18 protein-coding genes are annotated in these 21,688 nt (G+C 43.0%); 9 read left to right on the top strand and 9 right to left on the bottom strand.

All coding sequences use genetic code 11. The features are described from left to right. Positions 1-2 precede the first annotated feature (2 nt). Entirely contained in the window at positions 3-1,301 is a 1,299-nt protein-coding gene (locus IE130_RS11150; protein WP_189585909.1) for a restriction endonuclease subunit S, read from the bottom strand. Then, the gene (locus tag IE130_RS11145; RefSeq protein WP_189585906.1) at positions 1,291-2,808 is read right to left on the bottom strand and encodes a type I restriction-modification system subunit M; all 1,518 of its coding nucleotides are present in this window, start codon (positions 2,806-2,808) and stop codon (positions 1,291-1,293) included. Before IE130_RS11145 ends, IE130_RS11150 begins: the two co-directional genes overlap by 11 nt. Before the next feature lie 359 nt (positions 2,809-3,167). Here IE130_RS11145 and IE130_RS11140 point away from each other — a divergent pair, with 359 nt between their 5' ends. The 8 genes from IE130_RS11140 (at position 3,168) to IE130_RS11110 (ending at position 11,061) form a co-directional block, all read left to right on the top strand. Continuing rightward, positions 3,168-4,475, top strand: a complete 1,308-nt coding sequence (locus IE130_RS11140; protein WP_189585903.1) for an SEL1-like repeat protein — start codon at positions 3,168-3,170, stop codon at positions 4,473-4,475. A gap of 33 nt (positions 4,476-4,508) precedes the next feature. Next, entirely contained in the window at positions 4,509-4,847 is a 339-nt protein-coding gene (locus tag IE130_RS14420; RefSeq protein WP_373299681.1) for a YkgJ family cysteine cluster protein, read from the top strand. Between the two features lie 18 nt (positions 4,848-4,865). Beyond that, complete coding sequence (locus tag IE130_RS11135) at positions 4,866-5,795, top strand: hypothetical protein (RefSeq protein ID WP_189585900.1); 930 nt, start codon at positions 4,866-4,868, stop codon at positions 5,793-5,795. A gap of 17 nt (positions 5,796-5,812) precedes the next feature. Further along, positions 5,813-6,229, top strand: a complete 417-nt coding sequence (locus IE130_RS11130; protein WP_189585897.1) for a hypothetical protein — start codon at positions 5,813-5,815, stop codon at positions 6,227-6,229. Positions 6,230-7,142: 913 nt separating this feature from the next. Continuing rightward, the gene (locus tag IE130_RS11125; protein WP_189585894.1) at positions 7,143-8,306 is read left to right on the top strand and encodes an iron-containing alcohol dehydrogenase; all 1,164 of its coding nucleotides are present in this window, start codon (positions 7,143-7,145) and stop codon (positions 8,304-8,306) included. Between the two features lie 74 nt (positions 8,307-8,380). After that, positions 8,381-9,280: an SMP-30/gluconolactonase/LRE family protein gene (locus tag IE130_RS11120; RefSeq protein WP_189585892.1), complete on the top strand. Its 900-nt coding sequence runs from the start codon at positions 8,381-8,383 to the stop codon at positions 9,278-9,280. Positions 9,281-9,595: 315 nt separating this feature from the next. Beyond that, positions 9,596-10,309 (top strand): hypothetical protein, encoded by a 714-nt coding sequence (locus IE130_RS11115; protein WP_189585889.1) that lies wholly within the window; start codon positions 9,596-9,598, stop codon positions 10,307-10,309. Between the two features lie 71 nt (positions 10,310-10,380). Next, a complete protein-coding gene (locus IE130_RS11110) occupies positions 10,381-11,061 on the top strand; it encodes a cupin domain-containing protein (protein WP_189585885.1) in 681 nt (226 codons plus the stop codon). Between the two features lie 50 nt (positions 11,062-11,111). Here IE130_RS11110 and IE130_RS11105 read toward each other — a convergent pair whose 3' ends face one another. The 3 genes from IE130_RS11105 to IE130_RS11095 all read right to left on the bottom strand — a co-directional run bounded on the left by IE130_RS11105 (position 11,112) and on the right by IE130_RS11095 (position 14,295). Further along, positions 11,112-11,654, bottom strand: a complete 543-nt coding sequence (locus IE130_RS11105) for a DUF3124 domain-containing protein (protein WP_189585882.1) — start codon at positions 11,652-11,654, stop codon at positions 11,112-11,114. Positions 11,655-11,751: 97 nt separating this feature from the next. Continuing rightward, entirely contained in the window at positions 11,752-12,453 is a 702-nt protein-coding gene (locus IE130_RS11100) for a potassium channel family protein (protein ID WP_189585879.1), read from the bottom strand. Between the two features lie 81 nt (positions 12,454-12,534). After that, complete coding sequence (locus IE130_RS11095) at positions 12,535-14,295, bottom strand: TrkH family potassium uptake protein (RefSeq protein WP_189585877.1); 1,761 nt, start codon at positions 14,293-14,295, stop codon at positions 12,535-12,537. A 310-nt stretch (positions 14,296-14,605) separates the two neighbouring features. Here IE130_RS11095 and cls point away from each other — a divergent pair, with 310 nt between their 5' ends. Beyond that, positions 14,606-16,057, top strand: a complete 1,452-nt coding sequence (cls, locus tag IE130_RS11090; RefSeq protein WP_189585874.1) for a cardiolipin synthase — start codon at positions 14,606-14,608, stop codon at positions 16,055-16,057. Between the two features lie 30 nt (positions 16,058-16,087). On the opposite strand, the gene IE130_RS11085 is transcribed toward cls, so the two are convergent. The 4 genes from IE130_RS11085 to IE130_RS11070 form a co-directional block, all read right to left on the bottom strand. Further along, positions 16,088-17,050, bottom strand: a complete 963-nt coding sequence (locus IE130_RS11085) for a putative RNA methyltransferase (RefSeq protein ID WP_189585871.1) — start codon at positions 17,048-17,050, stop codon at positions 16,088-16,090. 182 nt (positions 17,051-17,232) lie between these two features. Further along, entirely contained in the window at positions 17,233-18,351 is a 1,119-nt protein-coding gene (gene mraY / locus IE130_RS11080; protein ID WP_010198007.1) for a phospho-N-acetylmuramoyl-pentapeptide-transferase, read from the bottom strand. A gap of 3 nt (positions 18,352-18,354) precedes the next feature. Continuing rightward, complete coding sequence (locus IE130_RS11075; protein ID WP_189585868.1) at positions 18,355-19,806, bottom strand: UDP-N-acetylmuramoyl-tripeptide--D-alanyl-D-alanine ligase; 1,452 nt, start codon at positions 19,804-19,806, stop codon at positions 18,355-18,357. Between the two features lie 109 nt (positions 19,807-19,915). Then, on the bottom strand, positions 19,916-21,655 hold the full coding sequence (locus tag IE130_RS11070) for a UDP-N-acetylmuramoyl-L-alanyl-D-glutamate--2,6-diaminopimelate ligase (protein ID WP_189585865.1): 1,740 nt from the start codon (positions 21,653-21,655) through the stop codon (positions 19,916-19,918). Positions 21,656-21,688 lie beyond the last annotated feature (33 nt).

Genomic DNA, 21,688 nt, shown 5'->3' with positions numbered 1-21,688 from the left:
AATTAAATTACTGTTACCCTTTTCTTACCCGTCAACAACACCTGCATCAGCGCCTTTTTCTCTTGCTGCAAATCAGCCAATTGCTGCTCAAATAACTCAATTTCTTTATCGGCATTGGTTAATACGGTAGCGATTTTCTGTTGTTCCTCTAAAGAAGGTAAAGCTATAGATATTTTCAATAGTTGAACTTTTGATAAGTTATAACGTGTAGCACCTTGAGCTAGAATTGCAATTTTTCTCCGAACATGGCTACTTCTCAAAATATAACCAATAAAAGCTGGAGCAATCTTATCGATTTCGAAAAGTCTAAAGCCGAAGCAGAAAGAGTTTAAATATATTGGTTCTTTAGTTTTCTTCAGCAAAACAGATGACATACCGACCTCTTCAGGGGTTTCTGACGACGTTGTGAAAAAAACATCTCCAAACTGTACTGTATTCTGCTTCTCATCGACATCAATATTTACATAATCGAGATTATCCGTATCTATGAAAGTATTTTTGAAAATATTCATGTAAGGGATGTATTTCTTGCCAGAACCGAAGTCTACTTTGGTTTTTCCTGTTAGGCCATTAAACGTTGAACCTAAGTTGCTCAGCTTCCTCTCTTTCCACTCACCCTCAAACCTTTTCCCCGACTCATCAAGCAGACGCTTTTTACCCGTCAGCAATTGATGCATCAAGGCTTTTTTCTGCTGGTTACTATTCTCAATCAAACGCTCAGTGGTACTAATCGCCTTATCCCAAGTAGATAGAATTTTAGCGATTTTTTGTTGTTCTGGGAGAGGTGGCGTTGGCACAGGTAATTCTTTGCAAAGCTGTATAGTTAGATTCTGTTGCCCAGATGTCTTTTTAGATCTAGATTGCAACCACTGTTGGGCTAACTCACTACTTAGAAAATTTAAGAAATAATCTTTATTAACTTTCGACGATACGGTTCTATAAATAACTATAGCTTGGTTCATATTGTATTCATCAAAATCTCGACCTAACATCGCAATTTTACCAAGCGGAGGACCTACGATATTCATAAGAATATCGCCAGGGTAAGCAATTGATCGAGCTAGGGAGCCATTATGTGCTTCTTGAGTTACGAAGATCATATCTGACGAGGTATCTAATTCGCCATTAAAACCTAGATTATTTACCCTCAAAAAAGGTATCTTAGAATCACTAACAATTTCAGTTTTTGGCGGTGTAGTACCTTTTGTTATTTTACTTGTTAATTCATCAGCAGTTTTTACTAGCCAGTCTGAAGGGCAATTACCTAGTCCTGTTATAGTTTGAAATTCCTTAGGCACCATAACCCAACTCCTTTAAAAACCCTGCCATCTCAGCTTCTAGCGTATCCAACTCAGCCTTTAACTCAAGACGCTCAGCACGTACCGCATCCAAATCAATCTCCGCCTCTTCTTCAAAGGTATCAACATAGCGCGGAATGTTTAGGTTAAAGTCGTTTTCTTTAATTTCATCAAAGCTGGCTAGATACGCATATTTATCGACGCTTGAACGCGCTTTATACGTCTCAATGATCTTAGCAATATTATCTTCAGTGAGCTGATTTTGGTTTTTACCTGATTTAAACTCATTGCTGGCATCAATAAACAGTACCGTATCATCGGTCTTATTCTTTTTGAACAGTAAAATAGCGGCTGGAATACCCGTACCAAAGAACAGCTTTTCAGGTAAGCCAATTACCGTATCTAGCAAGTTTTCTTCTATCAGTTGCTGACGGATTTTACCTTCACTTGATGCACGGAACAGCACGCCATGCGGTACGACCACACCCATACGACCAGTGCTTGGCTTAAGTGTTTCAATCATATGACTGATAAAGGCATAGTCGCCCTTAGTCTTGGGCGGTACACCGCGATGGAAGCGACCATAGGGATCGCTACTGGCATCCTCATGACCCCATTTATCCAGTGAAAACGGTGGGTTGGCGGTCACCACATCGAACTGTAATAAGTGCTTGCCGTCTTTGTCGAGTAGCAGCGGATTACGGATGGTATCACCCCACTCGATACGGTGGTTGTCCTCACCGTGTAGGAACATATTCATCTTGGCCAGTGCCCATGTCGAGCCAATGGCTTCTTGACCGTATAGCGCATACTTCTTAGAGTTTGAGTTTTTGCGTACCATCGCCCCGCACTTGATGAGTAGCGAGCCTGAACCACAGGCTGGATCACAGATCTCGTCACCTTCGACAGGCTCAAGGATAGTCGCTAGTAAGTTAGATACTTCGGGCGGCGTATAGAACTCACCAGCTGTCGCGCCACTACTCGCGGCAAAGTGCTTGATTAAGAACTCATAGGCATTACCAATCACATCGAGGCTACCGACACGCTCAACGCTTAGATTAAGGATGTCTTTGCCAAAATCTTCTAATAAGTGGCGTAATAGCTCGTTCTTTTGCTTTTCTTGACCCAATTTGTCCGTGTTGAAACTGATGTCTTGAAAGACGTTTTTGAGCTTGGTGCCGTTGGCTTCTTCGATAGCATGTAGCGCTTCGTCAATACGCTGACCATTGCCCGGCTGATGGCGCTGCTCATACAAGTCCCAAAAGCTTGCGCCTTCAGGTAAGACGAAACGCTGCTTGGACATCATGGCATGGATCAGTTCGGGGTTGTCGCCGAACTGTTCGACCAGCTTGTTGTACTCATCGCGATAGACGTCAGACAAGTACTTAAGGAACAGCATGGTTAAGATAAAGTCTTTATAGGTATCGGCGCTGATGACCCCGCGAAAAGTATCACAAGCGTTCCATACGGCTTTATTGATATCGTCTTGATTGATTTTGCTGGTGGGCATACTGACTATCCCTTATTTATTTGTTATTTCGTTAAACGAATATACGATTGATTAATTTGGTATATTGCGCGTATTCATCGCAATAGCATTATACATTTGCTGTCTCTTGTTGATGCTCGGTCATGACACTTTTTACTTTTGCATAAACTAACGGTATATAGCCGTTAGTTTATGCTGTTTATCTAAGCCAAATGTAATATGTCACTATGAGATATATAGGTCTTTCTCTACATGAATTAATACCTGAAAATCTCACTAAATTGCAATAAATTAGAAACAATAGTTTACAAAGTGTTATATGTTGTGAATAATACCATAAAAGCCGCTGAAGCCTATATCAAAGAACTTGGAGCAAATCGATGTACCAAAATTCCGCCAGCAAAAATTACCTTGAAGCACAAATGCTGATTGGAATGGACTATCTCAATGGAAATGGTATCTCACAAGACTATGCTAAAGCACTTGAGTGGTTTGAAAAATCAGCTAGTGAAAATTATGCACCAGCTCAAGATAGTATTGGATGCATGTATAACAATGGTCACTGTGTTGATCAGGATCATTTTAAAGCATTTGAGTGGTTCCAAAAAGCAGCCAATCAGAACTACCATACAGGGCAAGTCAATCTTGCATTGATGTATAAAGACGGTTTAGGTGTTGCACAGGATCATATCAAAGCCCTTGAATGGTTCCAAAAAGCGGCTGACCAAGGTGATGACATTGCAAAATATAATATCGACTTACTAATAAAAGAGGACGCTGAAACTCAAAATGCGAATAGTACTCAAATAATTGTTGAGCAACCAGATACTGTTAGCGAAGACATAAACTCTAATAAAGCATTGCTAATACCATTACGTAGTTTCTTTGACGATTACTTCCGTGATGAGTCTAAAAGATTACCACTTAATGCAGGCGGTGGTGTGTGGTTTCCTGAAAGTATGAGTGAGGAAGAATTATTCAAATATATCGATAGAACCGAGAAAGCCCAAGCAGCAACAGGCTTTGATGTTCCTTTTGCTTTAGGAATATTGAATATAGATACAACTGCCAGCCAAAACCTACAAGAAGGTATCTATTTGCATTTCAGCGATGAAGAAGATGGGTACGTTATTATTCTGAAAAACTCCTCAAACGATTGGGAGGCAGTTGTTGAGCTTACGTCAGCCCACTACGATCAGTCAAATCAGATACTCTATATAAACGAATATGCCATAAAATCTACTGATCAAGTTGCCCGCTCCTATGCAGAGCGGCTATCAGACTGTATCAATGCCTACCTAAACCAAAATAAAGAAATTGCAGTAGAGCAAATAGAAGATATCTATTCATATGTTATCACTGATGCCTTAGATAACATTGATGAACGTATTGAGGATATAGAAGACAAAATTGCTATGTTATTAGAAAATGATGAGTCTATTGACGAAGAACAAGCACCACTAGATTTAATATATGAACTATCAGAAAAACTATCTACTATTGAACAATATAATCTAAGTACTGATAATAATGAAGAATTTCTCGATTTGATGGATGATTTTCAAAAAAGTGCTACTGATCTAAGTTCACGCTTTGCTGATATGGATGAGAATGGCGTGATATTAGAGAATGAACAACATATAGAAGAATTGATGAATAACATAAAAGAAAGAATCGAAGCATTGTGAAAAAATACGAATATACCAAATCAAGAGAGTATTGTGAGAATAATAGAGTCTAAATTTATAGAGAAACCACCTAAACTAAGTCACACTCTTTCGAAAGATAAGTTTCCTTGTAATCAATGTGGCTGGTGCTGCCAGAACCTGCAAAATCAAAAACTATATGAGAGTTTAGACAGTGGTAATGGCGTGTGCATTCACTTCGATAAAACCAATAATAATTGCGGTATTTATGAATACAGACCTTTAATTTGTAATATCGAGGCAATGTATTTTTACGCTTTCTCTACTATGAATTATGAAGACTATATAAATCTGAACATTAGTGCCTGTCAGAAAGCTCAAATAGAAAACAACTTACCGATTATACAGGTTTAAATAACCAAGGAGTTTCACATGCCTATTCCATTTATACTGGGCGGAATGGCTTTAGCCGCAGCAGGAGTTGGCGTAGCTTCAGGCGCTAAAGGCATGTCAGACATATCTGATGCTAATAGCATTGTTGAATGGTCTCAAGTACGACTAAAGCTGCAAAGAGATATCTTGAAACTGTCTAGCTCTGACGCTAATCATGAGCTTAGGAATTTGGGTCAACTAAAAGTTGATATATTCAATAATCAAATTAGACATATCATAGATATGTTGAGAAAAATCAAAGATGCTGGCTCAAGAATTGAAAATTTTAATCAAATATTAACTGAGCAAGAATATGTAGAAATGAAACAGGGTGTTACTACCGCAGTTAAAATCGAAAACGGTATTGCAAGCGGTGTGACTGCCGGAGTTCTTACAGGTATGGGGGCTTATGGAACAGTAGGCTTGTTCGGTGCAGCCTCTACAGGAACAGCCATTTCAACGCTTGCAGGAGCTGCTTCAACGAATGCAACCTTAGCTTGGCTTGGCGGTGGTTCTCTTGCGACAGGTGGTTTGGGTATGGCTGGTGGGACTATGGTGTTAGGTGGTTTAATTGCCGGTCCTGCATTAGCCATTACAGGTCTTCATTTAGCGGGGAAAGGGGAAGAAGCTCTAACTAAAGCAAGAGCAGTAGAAGCAAGAAACGATGCTAATATTGCTGAAATTGAACTGATGGAGGTTGCTGTAAAAGCCATTACTATCAACGCACTTGAGGTCCAAAAAGTATTACTCGAAACAGTCAAACGATTTGAACAAATGAAAGTTAATGATGCGTCTGACCCAGAGGCCTTTACAACAATGCTTGCTATAGGAAAGTCACTCAAAAATATTTTAGATCAGCCTATTTTAAATAGCGAGGGACAAGCAATACAGAACATACGTCATAAGTGCGAAGGCTATCTTGAAATATAACTAGGAAAATTGACCATATGAAAGAAGTTATCAGAAATTCGAAGAAAGCTTTTACCTCCTCTAAAAACCCTGTATCTAATGCAGCTAAAGGCTTTGAGATGCTGGTTAACGCGTACGCTGACTATAAGACTGTTTGTCAGACTGAGCATACTAAGCGCGAAGCAATTTCAGCTTGGAGAGAAGTGCAATTATCAAAAACTAATAATCAAAGAGAGTTTTTAGAGTCGTATCTCAAAGAACGCTTTATAGAACGTAGACACGTTATTGATGAGATGTTTCATAGGCTGGACCAAGGTATTGAAAGTGATAACCCTGAATTAATTTCGATGGCAATGACTGCCATTCAAAACACAGTTCAGTCTTCACCCCTTCAAGAAGCTTCTAATGTCCTTATGGCAATGAATGATCCGTCAGTTGATAGAATTGAATTTTGAGTCAATAGTTCTTTGTTAGAAAACTAAAGTGTTCTGGCTATTTACCTATTAAAATAGCCAACACTTTGTAATTATAGATTAGCTATTATTTCGTAAAATATTGATTAAAAATAATATACGTTAGTATTAATTCACTTAAAAGGATTTTTAGTGATAATATGTATTTGAAACTAAATAGTGACGTAGAAACATTTAGTTACATTTAATTAGAATATAAGCTTAGCTGTCTGTTATGCATCCAATACTTATTCTTTGTTGGTCTAATAGTTGGTCTATAACTAGGGTTAAAATAAATAATGTTATATTTATCATACACTTAAATAAATAGTTTGACTTCCTCCTTCACCGCCAATCTTATAAAATCCTAGTTTGCCCAGCTTGCCCCAATTCAACCCATATACCAATAAAACCCTTTGTAAATAACGCGTCTAGCGTTTTTTTTATGTCTGTTGTTTTCCCAAGCTATCCGAACATAACCCACTTATCCCTTGGCTTGTGCTGGTCTATTCGTTGGTCGACCTATGCTATTAATCCTGTAAATATTAACTTGAGAGACTTTAGTTACGCAGCCTGACGATAATGATCAAACCCAATACGTCCTGATATTTTTTTGAATTATATATACTATTTATCGCTAAGTAGATAGTTAGGGTCTATTGAATCAGTTATGCAAGCACGATAAACTCTTGATATGCACGCATACTAGACAGCCTATAACTAAGGAAATTGCGTATACTGAATTACATAAGCTATAGTCGGTTCAGTATAATTTGGATACAAGGAAGGCGAGTGAAAGTACTACAAGTAGTAAACTAAGCAAGCTTGACACCGTATCCAATTTATAGAGGATTGACTATATCTTACGATTAGTGCTGATTCATATCTAGATATATCTCTACACAAGGAAGAAAAAATGACAGGGATTGAGTTTTATAGCAATGGTCATATCATCAGCGAAGCTGACAGTATGCGCAAAAAGCTAGGCGCGTTAGCTCAACAATACCGTGCGACGTCGGCTATTATTGTTACCGATGCTGGAATCACTCAGCTGGGCTATGTCGATATCGCACAGCAATCATTACAAGAAGCTGGCATTCAAGTGGTGGTCTTCGATGCTGTCATTGCTGACCCACCCGTTGACGTCGTCAATGACGCTATGAAAATTGCCAGAGACCATAACTGTGATTTGGTTATTGGTCTAGGCGGTGGCAGCTCTATTGATACTGCCAAAATCGTCGCCTTGCTTCCAAATGACTTTGAGTCAGTAAATGACATTTTAGACAAAGATGTCAGTGGCTTTAATAAGCTGCCTTTATTTGCGATACCAACGACTGCTGGTACAGGTGCAGAGTCTACCTTTGTCTCTGTCATCACGGCAAAAGATGGCAGCAAAAAAGCCATTTATACGCCTAAAATTCTACCTGATGTCGCCATTTTAGATGCCACACTAACACTGAAGCTACCTCGTCACATCACGGCTGCAACCGCCTTGGATGCCATGGTTCACTGCGTTGAAGCGTATACGAGCCGTACCAAGAAAAATCCTATTTCAGATGCCTTGGCTGTTAAAGGGTTGCAGATGCTCTGGAATAACTTTGAGAAAGTCTTGGCTCAAGGCGATGATATCGACGCTCGTGCCGAAATGTTATTAGGCTCTACTTTGGCTGGTATTGCCTTTGTGAACTCATCAGTAGCAGCAGTACATGGACTCTCGTATCCGCTGAGCATCAATTTTCATATTCCTCATGGACATGCCAATGCACTCGTTATGTGTGGTGTTTTCACATTTAATTTATCAGAAGCCGCCCCGCTTTATGCTGAGCTGGCTCATGCTGTCATGCCTACTCAGACATCTGGCATGGTAGACTTAGACGCAGCGACTTTATTTATTGATCAACTAAAGATGTTTTTAGAAAATAGTGGTCTCAAGTATCGCTTAAGCGAATTGGATATAACAGATCAAGACATCCCCGCATTGGCAGACATAGTAATAAATACCTATGCCCGACTGATTGCAACCAACCCCAAAGACATGACTTTAGATGAGGTGACAACGATATATAAGGAGATACTCTAAAACAGAAACCATTGTTGCTATTCAAAACAGTTTTATTTATCAAGGAAGATAACCACTATTCAAGGGAAACAATTATGTCAGAATATAAATTAGACGTTGTCGTTGATGGCTTTCATTACTTAGAAGGCCCTCGCTGGTATAACGATGCTTTATGGTTTGTTGATTTTTATACTCAAGGCATTTATCGTGTCAACGATGAGGGAGTGGCAGAGGAAATTGCTAATGTTGAGCAGCAACCCTCTGGTTTAGGGTGGTTGCCCGATGGGCGTATGCTGGTTGTATCGATGAAAGACCGCAAAGTATTACGACTAGAAAATGACGGTAACTTGGTCGTTCATGCCGATATTTGGGAGCATTGTGGTGGTCATGCCAATGACATGGTGGTTTCAGACAATGGTAATGCTTACATCGGTAACTTTGGCTTTGACTTGATGGGTGGTGCTGACCATGAAAATACGGGGCTTGTTTTGGTTAAGCCTGATGGAAGCTCACAGATTGTCGCTGAAGGATTGGCATTTCCAAATGGTATGGTTATCTCTGCAGATCAAAAGACCTTGATCGTTAACGAGCTGTTTGGCAATAAAATTACGCAGTTTGCTATCAACGAAGATGGTAGCCTTGGTGAAAAGCGTGACTTTGCTAATTTTGGAGAGTTGGGTGATGAGCCAAACCTTGGTTTGCGTATAGAAAATGCCAGTATACTACCTGATGGTCTCGCGCTAGATGCCGAAGGTGCAGTTTGGATTGCGGATACGTTGAATCAGCGTGCCGTCCGTATAGCAGAAGGTGGTGAGATTTTAGAAACTATCGATACGGCACCTGATGGTATCTTTGCTGTTGCCCTCGGCGGACAAGATGGTAAAACACTATTTATGTGTGCGGCACCTGATTGGGATGAAGCATCACGTAAAGCTGAAACCAAAGGTCGTATGCTGTCCACACAAGTCAAAGTAGGTCATGCAGGTACACCTTAGCTCAAAACCTTTTTAGACATAAATCTAAAATAATCCGCCTGATTTCACAGTATGCAATAAAATGCCAGTGCAACGATTAGACAGCTTACACCCGTCTAATCGTCGCTTCATGCCTGCAAGCTATTTTATTCTTGACCCCTATCCTGCTTCTTATTCTTTTTAGCCTCTTTATCTAGGGCGTGTCCTCAATTCAATTGATCATATCTAGACGGGCTAAAAATAGCTATTAACGAATGTCAGACGCGAGTGGCGTAAAATTCGATTATAGTAGGTATTAGCAACTCAGAAAATTAAAATAATGGGAAGGATGGCCTTATGAAGAATTTAACGGTGGTAGTAGTAGCAGGACTCAGCTTAAGCGCTTGTGTGACGATTAATGCACCGATGGGCAGCACTGATAATGGTAGCAGTAATGGGAATATCGTCACTCAATACCCTGTTGAGACCGCCCTACTCAATGTCTATACCAAAGAGCGCAGCGAACAACTATATGCCGTAGTGGACAAGCAAAATATCGTCGCCGATATTAAGGTGACACCCAAAGGTACAGTGGCTTTCAACAATAAATCAGTTAAAGCTGCTGAGATAAATACCGTCACTAAACGCTACAATCAAATCACCAATCAATCTATCGCGACCAACTATTTTACGACCAATCCCTTGATGTTCCATGGCTTCACGGATAATAGCGGTAGATACTCGCTATCGAACCAAACGACCGTCATCCCCAAGATGGCTTCAGTTGGCGATTCCAGTGCCTTAATCACCGAAAACGTCTACAGCGACAGTAGTATGCGCAAACAAACTGGTACTTATAAACAAAGCTGGTCGCTAACGAGGGAGAGCAATAACCGCGCTTGGCTATGTATAGAGACCTCAGAGAACCTACTCCTCAATTTTGATCCTAATGGCACTTCATCAGAATGCTATAAAATCAATGCTCAAGGCGATATTTTGGCGAGCAAAATCACTATCAGTCAGCCTAGTGAAAATGGCAGTACTGAGGCGGTGACGTTTATCAGTCAGTAGCTCTCTGAATTTTAAAACCTTTAACAGTAAGACTCTCAGTCTATACCTTTAGTACTTTTTTGGAGTACCTTATGCTTATCAATGCAGATTTTTCACGTCGTGCTTCGCTAGCCCCTGAACATCACCAATGGGTAAAATCGCCACAAAATGGTGTGGAGCGTGTGATGCTTGACCGCGTAGGAGAAGAGAAGGCACGCGCGACCAGTTTGGTTCGTTATGCACCGAGCTCTTACTTCCCGCATCACTTGCATCCGGGTGGCGAAGAGATTTTGGTATTGTCAGGGACTTTTTCTGCTGATGACACACACTATCCAGTAGGCTGGTACTTGCGCAATCCACCGGCTTCAGGTCATAGACCTTATAGTGAGGAAGGTGCAGTTATTTTTGTTAAACTACGTCAAATGTCATCTGATGAGTCCAATCCTGTGGCGATTGATACCCAAGATAGTGCCAACTGGCAGCGCCAAGACAACCGCGACGTTTGTCCTCTGTTTTTAGATAGTAACGAGCAAGTGAGCTTGCAGCGTATAAATGCAGACGAGTTGCTGTTTGATACTCCAATAGATGGTGGTGCAGAGTTACTGGTGGTGGCAGGTGAGCTGATAGATGATGACCAAGTCTATCAACGAGGTGGGTGGATACGCTTCCCTATCGGTGAACAGCCGCAAACTAAAGCAGGGCCAGAGGGTGCTACGGTGTATCTAAAAACTGGACATCTCACTCACGTCATTGGTTTAGAAATGAATGAATAAAACCTAAAAAATAGCCACTGCCAGTACCACATTTGAATGTTCAACAGACCCTAATGTATTACTGGCGTACCTTGCGTCGTAAAAGCAAAGGCTTTATTGCTAAAGTTGCCTATCATCACCGCCTCAATAACTGGGGTGACAGTATCGTCAATGCCTTCGACCTCAATGATGAAGTTAGCGCCAGAGCCACCTTTGTCCTCTTCTTTTTCGACAATATAATTGAGCGTGCCCATGGCCGGTAGCTCAATAGGTTTATTCAGATACGATTTTAAAAAAGTCCCATGCGTATCGTAGTAATCGATTTTATTGATATACAATGATTTCTTTAGGGTGGTATTACGAACGCTCAAAGTCGCGGACAGTAAGACTTTACGATTGTCTCTATCGGTATAAATGTCAGAGTAAATCGGCACATAAAAGGTTTGCTGATAGCCAAATTTGCTACGATCAATTTTTGAGGTAATTTCCAGCTGTTTGATGGGGTCTTTCTGCCCTTCTGACAGCATAACGTTCGGGTCTTGAGACGATTGATCACAGCCTGATAGCAGTGCCGTCACAGCAATCAGCAGGACGGATATGTGATACTTATTCATAACTTTCCCTTTTATAATGTCATAGCGTTGCTATTTAAATAATAGGTATGTCGTCGTTGATGTTCAGACAATACATCCTTTATTTAGATTTAGCCCGCTACTGGATTTTTACCCCAACGCTACGTAAAAACTGATTAATATGCTTGTTCGCGCCATAGATTATCAGAACATCTTTGTCCTGTAGCACTTGCTCAGGCTCAGCTAAACCTTCGATACTCGGCTTACGTTGCGTACGTCCAAAGCTGTCTTCATAATACTCATAGCGCATGGTACTAAGCAATCGAATATTAAATTTTTGCTTGAGCTGTAAGTCGTCAACGGTCTTTCCAATCAATGTATTTGGGATACTAAGCTCAACGATACTAAAATGATCGGTAAGCTCAAATGAATCTACAAAGTAGCGCAGTGACAGCCGTTTGGCCCAGCGGTCGGCGGCTTCTTTTTCAGGCAGAATAAGATCGTCCACGCCGATGGCTTGCAGCACTTTTTGGTGCAATGGATTGATACTGCGGCTAATCAAGCGCCGTGCTTTTAAGGTCTTAAATAGCGCCGTTGCCATGACGTTCGCGCCTTGATCTTCGCCGATTGCGACCACGACAATATCAGTATCGATAATGGGTAAACCAGTGACGGTATACTCATCAGTGGCATCCATACAGACAGTATGCGAGATGACCTCTTTATAGGCCTCAACTTTTTGCATATTACTGTCAATAGCAATCACTTCATGACCTTGACTGGTCAGCGCCATACCCAGCGACGAGCCAAAGTTGCCTAACCCTACGATGATATATTTCATATTATCCTTTTGATGCCTTAATAATAGTGCCACGCTTGTGTTAATAGAAATTTAATTAACAGGGACTTAATTAACAGGAACTTAGTTAATAGTAATCTCTTCCGTGGGATAGCGGTAGTTACGCTCGCGCATGTTTTTGAATAAAGCAATAAAGAGCGTCAGCATACCCACACGACCAACGAACATAATCACCGAAATCACCATTTTGCTAAAATCTGACAGCTCGGTCGTCAAATTCAAGCTCAAGCCCACAGTGCTATAAGCAGAAAAGCACTCAAAAATTACTTTAATTAAGTCCAGCTCGGGCTGATCGTAGCTGATAAGTGTCACGCCCATGCCAATGACCAATAACGACAGCCACATGATAGAGAACGCGCGACGAATCGATATCTCAGCGATTTCACGTTTGAATATTTCTACTCTGGTCTGTCCACGCGCTAAACTCAAGGTATTTAATAGCGCGATGGCAAAGGTACTGGTTTTGATACCGCCGCCCGTCGAGTTCGGTGACGCCCCAATCCACATCAAAAAAATCGTCAACATAATCGTCGGAAATGCTAGGTCACCCATATCAATACTATTAAACCCAGCGGTTCGCGGAGTGGCAGCAGTGAAGATTCCCGTCACTAATTTTCCATAAAAACTGCCGTGGTCAGCCAGTACACCATTATATTCAAACAGCATAACCCCAATGAGACCGACTAGCAGCAAAGCACCTGTCGTAATGAGGGTAATACGGCTGTTAATATTGAGTAACCATGGTAGATATGCATAGCGCTGATTACGACGATATATCAGGCGCTGAGCACGGTAACGCAAATACCGCAGTACATTGACCACGATCACAAAGCCCATACCGCCAAAAATAAAGGTAATACCAATAATCAGCTGCAAAGGATAATTGAAGCGCAGCGCGTCATCATATAAGCCTGCACTAAAGGTAGAAAAACCTGCATTACAAAAAGCCGAAATCGCATGGAATACAGAAAAAAACAAGCGCTCAGATAAGTCCATGCCAGGTAAATCATAAATACTGGCGTAAATAAATGCCGCCGCCAACGACTCAACGGCAAAGGTCACATATAAGATAGATTTGAGGGTCGCCACCACATCACCCGTCCCGCGCATATAGGACATCTCACTGATACTTAACTGAGTCTCATAGCTGACACCACCCTTGAAGAAATAGCTAAAATACGTCACAAAGGTCAAAATTCCGAGACCGCCGATTTGAATCAAGCCCATGATAATGACTTGACCAAAGGTTGTGTAATAGGTCGCGGTGTCCACCACAATAAGCCCAGTGACACATACCGCACTGGTGGCAGTAAATAACGCATCGATAAAAGACAAAGGCTGGGTGGTCGCGTTGGGCATCATTAATAGCAAAGCGCCAACCAGCACCACCGACAAAAAGCTTAGAATAAAGAATTGGGCTGGGTTTAGAAAAGTACGATCAAGATTGAAATCGTGATCAGAGATTTCACGAATGAATGTGACCAGCACCGCAATCTTAATGGCGACAAAACCGTCAACGGAAACAGCCAAGCCTGAGCGTATTAAATCCGTGAAATGCGCCACAAGTAAGATGACAATAGCGATACTGGTCAATAAGTCAAAAACGGCCACTTTATTAATCGTTAGCGGTTTTTTGCTATAGATATAGCGCCCTGTTGTGACGACAAACCCTAAGAAGATAATGACCAAATACAAAATATGAAAAACATGTTGTATCCAATTCGGTAGCGTAAAACCACTATCGAGGAGAGCCACGGCCACTCCAATGATGCTAATAAAAACAGTAAAATTATTAAGTAATCGATAGCGAATGGCAGCGTGCATAGCCTTAGTCCATGAAAGGAATAACCACGATACTTATACTCCTTTTTTTGACTATTCACTAAGACTGATTTTAAGAAATCTGTAACCAGTTATGAGTTGACTGTTGAAAGCTATGATGAACAAAGAACAGCGTTGTTTTTACACCAGACAGCTCCTTAACTCATCCCAATAAAGGCTGTTGTCATCAACGCTATTGATGACAATCTGATGACAAGTTGGCTACGGTCTAAACGAGTTGCCATGGTAAAGTACGGAGTAATAAATAACGATTGCAGCACCCTGCATAAAGACAATAACTAAGGACGGCGCTATGGTACTGGATATTTTATTGACCATTCATTTCATATTACTAGTGCTGATATCCTTAAGGATACTCTCCCGCCATGATTTGACTTCATCGGCTAGACTGGCATGGATGGTCGTCCTGTTTATCTTGCCTTATATCGGCGTCGTGGTTTACTGGATGTTTGGTGAGATACATTTAGGCAGTGACTTCAGCCGCAAGCATGAGCAAATTATAGATAAGCTCCATACGCAAAACCCTGAAGTGCTCGGTAGCGACGAGGCATTAACACACGCCATAAAAACCGAGTATCAAGCGGCGTTTGCTTACTCTGCGAACGTCACAGGCTTTCATACCACGGTGGGCAATCATGCGGAACTCATGGGCGATGCGGCTGAAACGCACAAACGAATGATTGCGGATTTTGATGCAGCAACCGATCATATTCATGTGCTGTATTATATTTGGCTGATTGATGGTACGGGTATCGATATTGCCCAAGCCTTGATGCGTGCAGCACGTCGCGGTGTCACTTGTCGAGCGATGGTGGATGGCATGGGCTCACGAAAGATGGTGAGCTCAAAGATATGGCAACAAATGAAAAATGCTGGCGTGCAAGTCAGCGTGGCACTACCGATTAACAATCTTATAAAGGTGATGTTATTTAGCCGTATTGATCTGCGTAATCACCGCAAGATTACCGTGATCGATGGCAGCATTGGTTACTCTGGTAGTCAAAACTGCGCGGATCCTGAGTTTCGCGTGAAGCCCAATTTTGCACCATGGGTCGATATTATGCTGCGCGTCGAAGGACCAGTCGTAGCACAGAACCAGATGCTCTTTGCCAATGATTGGCTGATAGAAAACCCTGACACAGCGATTGAGAGCTTTTATTACCCTACCGAGCGACTAGGCTCGCCAACTTCTACAGGCTTTGCCGCACAAGTCTTTGCTGATGGCCCTACCCAACGCTCAGGCGCAACACCGCAATTCTTAGGAGTGCTCATTAGCCAAGCACAGAAAACCCTGACCATCTCAACCCCTTACTTTGTCCCAGATTATTCTCTAATCAATGTGTTATGTGCCACCGCCTATCGCGGCGTAGAGGTCACGATGATCTTCCCCAAACACAACGACTCATTGGTGGTCGCCGCGACCAGCCGCAGTTATTACTGGCAATTGCTAGAAGCAGGGGTAAGAATCTATGAGTACAAACCAGGATTGCTACATGCTAAGACCTTGACCGTTGACGGTCAGATCAGCTTAATTGGATCGACCAATTTAGATTTGCGTAGCTTTGATTTGAATTACGAAAATAATATCGTTTTTAGCGATACCGCATTAACCGCCGATATTATTGAACGCCAGTATCAGTATATCGCTGATTCAGAAGAAGTCAGCCGTCAACAAGTTGCAGACTGGTCATTGCCATACAGAATTTGGAACAATATTGTCGCAACGATGGGGCCTATTTTATAAATAATGGCTGGGTGCTAGGGCGTGTCCTCATTATTGATCAGCGCGTTTTTGCAAAATATACACCACAAATTTTGCTTCCGTGCTAAATGCTTGTTGCTCAACGCCTGCCAGTAATGTCTGTCTTTTTTCGCTACGGGCGCGGTAGGCATAAGGTGTCATGGTCAGCAAGTCAGCTAAGTCAGTCGCTGACAATGTCATCTCGGTACTGACTCGATGCGTCTCTATCAACGTAAAGTATGGTGCCAACTCCTGCAAAAACTTATCAGAATCATGCTCGCGCACGCTATCAAATAGTGCATCACGCATCGTTGTTAAATGTCCGACATCAGGCTTGGCAATAATTAGGTAGCCCTTATCAACCAATACCTTGGCAAAAGCCTCAGGCAAAATAGGGCTAAAGATACTGCTGATACCCGTGACGCTATGAGCACGCAGAGGCAAATTTGCCGCACTGGTGACCAACGGGTAAATAACCGTCGTATTTTCAGCCTTGTCTTTATGTTGTTGATACCACAGCTGACCGGCTGCTTTGCTCACTTTAGCCAACTCAACCAACGCGGGCTTGCTGATATCAGCCGCTATCAAGGTAGTGATAATATCTGAGCCCATCTGTGCCATCGCCTGCGTGTAATAACCTTCCCCGCAACCGATGTCTAACCAGTTGACTGGGTTTTTATCAGGCTTAGCTGTTGGCACAGAGATGCTTGCATCTTGCCCTAATAACTGCCCCATTTTCTGACAAACCAATCTTTGTAACGGCGCATAATGCCCAGCTACCAAAAACCGCTTTCGCGCTTCGATAGATTGCTGGCTGTCGCCTGGTGTTTTGGATTTTTTTTGCTGTACGGGCAGCAGATTGACATAGCCTTGACGCGCCACATCAAATGGATGCGCAGTTTGCTTAGGGTTTAAACTGCCATCGCAGCGCCACGTATCGGCGGCTGGTTGCAGAGGTGACTGGCAAAGGGGACAAACAAATAAGGACACAAGCATCTCTAGGTCATAGCAATATGGCTAGCATTTTAACAAAAATTGCGTGGGTTGATGAATAAAAGAAGCCGTTAACATAGAATTTGAGAAAACAAAAAGCCACCTCAGTTATTGCTGAGATGGCTTTTTAATCACGCAAATACTTATTTACTACAGCACCTAGTTTAATACTATTTTAATGCGGCTTAGCGCAGTTTCAACGTCATCAAACCAAGTATGACCAGTAAAATGGCGATAATCCAAAATCTGGCAACCACTTGCGTTTCTTTCCAGCCAATTTCTTCAAAGTGATGATGTAGCGGTGCCATACGAAAGACGCGTTTTTTGCGCAGTTTATAGGAGCCGACTTGCAGCATAACCGATAGCGCCTCGGCGACGAATAAACCACCCATAATGGCAAAAGCGATCTCTTGACGGGTCATGACGGCAATCGTACCGAGCATCGCACCGAGGGCAAGCGCGCCCACATCGCCCATAAAGACTTGCGCGGGATGCGCATTGAACCACAAGAAGCCAAGTCCAGCACCGATCATCGAGCCACAGACAATAATTACTTCAGAGTTATAAGCAATATAAGGCACATGCAAATAATCGGCAAAGCGTACGTCACCCGAGACGTAGGCCATCGCGCCCAAACCAGCCGCAACTAAAACAACGGGTAAAATTGCCAAGCCATCTAAGCCATCGGTCAAGTTGACAGCATTGGAAGAACCGTTAATCACAAAGTAAGTAAAGATAATAAAACCAATGCCGAAAGGCACGGCTGAGAACGGAATCATCCAGTCTTTAAAAATGGGTATCAATAAATCTTGCATCTCGCGGGTGGTGGCCATATCCGGTTGCAAGGTGGCGATATAATACAAGGAGATACCGACGAATAATGCACCCATAGACAGCCAAAAGTATTTTTTGCGAGCAATCAAACCTTTGGGATTTTTATATTTAATTTTGAGCCAATCATCCGCCCAACCGACCGCGCCAAATATGATCATTACGATCAGCAAAATCCAGACATAAGGATTGTTGAGGCGTGCCCAGAGTAAGGTCGACACCCCGATGGCGCTCAAAATCAACACCCCGCCCATGGTCGGCGTACCAGTCTTAGCCAAATGCGACTGCGGGCCATCATTACGAATGGCCTGACCATACTTTAGTGATCGCAAATGCCGAATAACCGGTCCGCCAAAGAACATACTAAATGCGAGTGCCGTAACCACCGCAAGTAGCGCTCGTAGCGTCAACGAAGAAACCGCAGAAAACGGTGAGTAATACTGGCCAAGCCAGCCAAACAACCAAACTAACACCGCCTACTCCTCTACTAGCGCATGAATAAGTGTTTCCATCTGCATGGAACGAGAGCCTTTAAACAACACCGTACAAGGCTGAGCTTGTTGCGCTTGCAAGTAAGACTGTAAATACTGCAGTAAACTATCTTTATCAGCGAACGCATGCGCGCTAATCTCAGAAATCTCTTGTGCCCCAGCCACGGTATAAGGCGCGTACTCGCCAACACACAGCAGTACATTGATACCCGTGGTTGCGATGGTACGACCCAAGCTTTGGTGTTCGCTCACCGCAGCATCGCCAAGCTCACCGATATCTCCTAACACCATCACCTGTGTACCGGTTTGCGCCGCCAATACTTTGGCAGCCGCGCGCACCGAATGTGGGTTGGCATTGTAAGTATCATCAATCAGGCGATGCATACCGAGGAGCTGACTGTTCAAGCGCCCTTTAGCGGGACGTGCGTTCTCAAGCCCGATCACAATGTCATTCACGTCGATATTTAAAGCATGGGCACAAGCCGCCGCCGCCAACGCATTATTCACATTATGCTCACCTGCTAGTGGCAAGCTAATATCATGGACTTGGTTGCCAATATGCAGCTTAAATTCACTGCGTTCAGGCTCGACATCTAAGTGACTGGCGCTGACATCAGTATTACCAAAGCCGATGACATGTGAGGTATGCTTTTCAGCAATACGGCGTAATTGATTGGTAAAATCATCTTTATCGGGAACGATCGCAAATTGCGCGTCACCCAAAGTATGATAAATCTCTGCTTTGGTTTGGCAAATGCCTTCGCGGCTACCAAATTCACCCAAATGAGCGGTGCCGATGTTCAGAATACAAGCCACGTCCGGACGAACAATTTCAGTAGTATAGGCAATTTCACCAATATGATTGGCACCCAACTCTAAGATGGCATAGCGATGGTGATCGGATAATTCGAGCAGCATCATCGGCACGCCTAAGTCGTTATTTAGATTGCCACGGGTAATGAGCGTCGGTGCTAATCTGCCGAAGATACTTCCGAGCATCTCTTTACAAGTGGTCTTACCGCTGGAGCCTGTAATGGCAATCACGGTCAAATCTTGATGCTGCTGACGACGATAGGCGGCTAATTGCCCTAGCGCTAAACGAGTATCCTTGACAACTAACTGCGGAATATTGGTAGAGATAGGCCGTGAGACGATAGCGGCAACTGCGCCCTGTGAGGCAGCCATATTGATATAATCGTGACCATCAAAATTGTCACCGGTTAAGGCTAAAAATATATCACCGGTTTTTATCGTGCGCGTGTCAGTGGCAATACGGTTGCTAGTAATGCCGTTACTTATCTCTGCTTGCCCTTCTTTTAACTGTCCTGAATCTAACTGCCAGTGACCATCAATAGCGGTGGTGGCTGCTAGCAAGTTATCTGCTTGCCAGACATACAGCCCTTGCGACTGTATGGTGTTATCGTTGTCGGCTGTCATAGTAGTGATTACCTTATATGATGATTACGTATTTCTTATAACTAGGGTCTGTTGAACATTCAAATATATTAAAAAAATTAGTGGTGCTAAACACTTAGACAGCACTTTTTTATACGCGCCCAGCGTGCTCTAGGGCATGTTGTAAAATAACGCTGTCGTCAAAATCATAACGGACATTATTGATTTCTTGATAAGTCTCATGACCTTTGCCAGCGATGACCACAATATCATCGGCAGCCGCTTGATTGACGGCATATTCAATCGCTTTTTGCCGCGCTGGTTCGATATGGGTACGCTGATATTGCTCCGCACTCATGCCTGCTTGCATATCTTGCAAGATCATCTGTGGGTCTTCGGTACGTGGATTGTCTGCCGTTAGAATCACCTGATCCGCACCTGCCAGCCCTGCTTGCGCCATCAATGGGCGCTTGCCTGCATCACGGTCGCCACCGCAGCCAAACACTGCCCATAGCTGACCTTTGCAATGGGTTTTTAGACTGGCTAATACCTGACTTAAGGCGTCAGGCGTATGCGCATAATCAACGATAAAGCAGCCATCATTAGAGGGCACACGTTGCATACGGCCAACAGCACCTTGTAACTGTGCAACAGCAGTCGCAATGCGCTCAATACCTACATTTGACTTAGCACCAATCGCCACCGCTGCTGCCATAGCAGCAAGCAAATTCGCCACGTTAAAACGTCCAAGTAATGGACTGACGATATCTAAATTATTAATTTTCCCATCGCCAAAATCTGTATGTAGGCTAATCTCGACACCTTGTAAGCTGGGCTTGATTTTAGCAGCGATAAAAGTAGCCGTTTTTGAAGCATCCAAACTATAGGTCCAAACCGTCAATTCGCTGGCATGGGCAGTATCCAACATAACCTGCGCATGCTCATCATCGATATTGATAATAGCGTGGGTCAAATCCGGAAAATGGGCTTTATCAAACAATCTAGCTTTGGCCGCTGCGTACTCTGCCATATCAGCATGATAATCCAAATGATCGCGGCTTAGGTTGGTATAAATCGCCACCGACACAGGCATACCCTGCAAACGTTGCTGATCTAAACCATGTGAGCTGGCTTCCAATGCTAATAGCTCGGCGTTCTCTGACCCCATTTGATATAAGAACTGCTGGACGGCTAGCGCATCGCCAGTGGTATGGCTGGCTTGCACCAAGGCACCCAATCTACCGTTACCCGCTGTACCCATGACGGCACTACTCATGCCAGTCAACTGGGTTAATTGCGCCACCAATTGACTGATGGTGGTTTTGCCATTGGTACCTGTCACCGCCACTACTGCTGGTAGTGTCACTGGCTGCTGATGCTGCAAATGAGATTGGATTAAATCGCCTAAAAAATCACGGATGTTGGGCACATATAAAACAGGGCAAGGCAAGGAATCTAATTGCTGCTGCGCTACAGATTGTGAGTCATCCGTGCTTAGAGCAATATTGGCATGTGGTGGCACATTAGCCGTGGCAAACAAAGCAATCGGATCGATTTCTGATAGGATAAAAGCCGCGTTTTTAGCGGCTTGATAAAGGTAATCACGACTTTTTTGGCAGTTTGGTGTATGGCTCTTTAGTAGTACAAACACATCGTTTGGCGCTACCTGACGGCTGTCCAAACGAAACCGCTGAAACGGTACGTTGGCAACTGTATTTAGTTGAGCGGAAGCTGCCTGATTTGTTGATGTTTGAGTGGCTAGCGCTTGAGCTGATGCTGCTATCATCGCCGATAATGCCTGCGCTAGGCGATGGTCATTACGGTTGCTAGCATCCATAAGCTGTTGCAAGTTAACCGTAGCACTGGTTGGCGATGAAGTGAGCATAGTCATTGGCAAATCCTAAACAGTTAAAACAAATCAGAT

This window comes from Psychrobacter glaciei, assembly GCF_014652895.1.
Lineage (GTDB): Bacteria > Pseudomonadota > Gammaproteobacteria > Pseudomonadales > Moraxellaceae > Psychrobacter > Psychrobacter glaciei.
The sequence above is the reverse complement of the archived record's forward strand: the minus strand, read 5'-3'. Positions and strand labels throughout refer to the sequence as shown.

Excerpts from the sequence above, each read along its gene's own strand:
- IE130_RS11130 (WP_189585897.1), top strand. The coding sequence starts at position 5,813 with ATGAAAGAAGTTATCAGAAATTCGAAGAAAGCTTTTACCTCCTCTAAA.
- IE130_RS11140 (WP_189585903.1), top strand. The coding sequence starts at position 3,168 with ATGTACCAAAATTCCGCCAGCAAAAATTACCTTGAAGCACAAATGCTG.
- IE130_RS11150 (WP_189585909.1), bottom strand. The coding sequence starts at position 1,301 with ATGGTGCCTAAGGAATTTCAAACTATAACAGGACTAGGTAATTGCCCT.
- IE130_RS11070 (WP_189585865.1), bottom strand. The coding sequence starts at position 21,655 with ATGACTATGCTCACTTCATCGCCAACCAGTGCTACGGTTAACTTGCAA.
- IE130_RS11085 (WP_189585871.1), bottom strand. The coding sequence starts at position 17,050 with ATGCTTGTGTCCTTATTTGTTTGTCCCCTTTGCCAGTCACCTCTGCAA.
- IE130_RS11095 (WP_189585877.1), bottom strand. The coding sequence starts at position 14,295 with ATGCACGCTGCCATTCGCTATCGATTACTTAATAATTTTACTGTTTTT.
- IE130_RS11105 (WP_189585882.1), bottom strand. The coding sequence starts at position 11,654 with ATGAATAAGTATCACATATCCGTCCTGCTGATTGCTGTGACGGCACTG.
- IE130_RS11135 (WP_189585900.1), top strand. The coding sequence starts at position 4,866 with ATGCCTATTCCATTTATACTGGGCGGAATGGCTTTAGCCGCAGCAGGA.
- IE130_RS11145 (WP_189585906.1), bottom strand. The coding sequence starts at position 2,808 with ATGCCCACCAGCAAAATCAATCAAGACGATATCAATAAAGCCGTATGG.
- IE130_RS11075 (WP_189585868.1), bottom strand. The coding sequence starts at position 19,806 with ATGACAGCCGACAACGATAACACCATACAGTCGCAAGGGCTGTATGTC.
- IE130_RS11120 (WP_189585892.1), top strand. The coding sequence starts at position 8,381 with ATGTCAGAATATAAATTAGACGTTGTCGTTGATGGCTTTCATTACTTA.
- IE130_RS11115 (WP_189585889.1), top strand. The coding sequence starts at position 9,596 with ATGAAGAATTTAACGGTGGTAGTAGTAGCAGGACTCAGCTTAAGCGCT.
- cls (WP_189585874.1), top strand. The coding sequence starts at position 14,606 with ATGGTACTGGATATTTTATTGACCATTCATTTCATATTACTAGTGCTG.
- IE130_RS11100 (WP_189585879.1), bottom strand. The coding sequence starts at position 12,453 with ATGAAATATATCATCGTAGGGTTAGGCAACTTTGGCTCGTCGCTGGGT.
- IE130_RS11110 (WP_189585885.1), top strand. The coding sequence starts at position 10,381 with ATGCTTATCAATGCAGATTTTTCACGTCGTGCTTCGCTAGCCCCTGAA.
- IE130_RS11125 (WP_189585894.1), top strand. The coding sequence starts at position 7,143 with ATGACAGGGATTGAGTTTTATAGCAATGGTCATATCATCAGCGAAGCT.